Origin of the sequence: Kitasatospora sp. NPDC059722, assembly GCF_042733235.1 — a bacterium.
Lineage (GTDB): Bacteria > Actinomycetota > Actinomycetes > Streptomycetales > Streptomycetaceae > Kitasatospora.
On record NZ_JBHWGD010000008.1, the window covers coordinates 193,638 to 193,982 of the forward strand.

General features: G+C 86.1%; 1 pseudogene. It reads left to right on the forward strand.

The features are described from left to right. Positions 1–64: 64 nt before the first annotated feature. Positions 65–345: pseudogene (locus tag ACFV4F_RS07685) on the forward strand (hypothetical protein); the annotation flags it as partial.

Sequence of the window (345 nt, forward strand, 5' to 3'; positions counted from 1 at the left end):
CCACACCCGACCCGCTCCGCCCGCGCCCTCTCCCCCCGCGCGCGCCCCGCGCCCCCCCCGACGGGTGCCCCGCCCGGCCGTCGCCGCGGCCGCCGTCGGCGTCGTGCTGATGGGCCTCCCGCTCGTGATGGGCCGGGGCGAGGTCGGCACCGACGCCGTCGAGCAGCTCGGCGGCACCGGAACGAGCCGCCCCGACGCGCCCGCGCCGGAGCCCGACGCGCCCGGCACCCCGCCCGGCACCCCCGCCGCCACGGCCTCCCCGACCAGCGGGCCCGCGAGCCCGAGCGGGGCGCCGACCGACCCGGCCGCGACCCCCGCCCCGGGCACGCCCGCCCCCGGGACGCC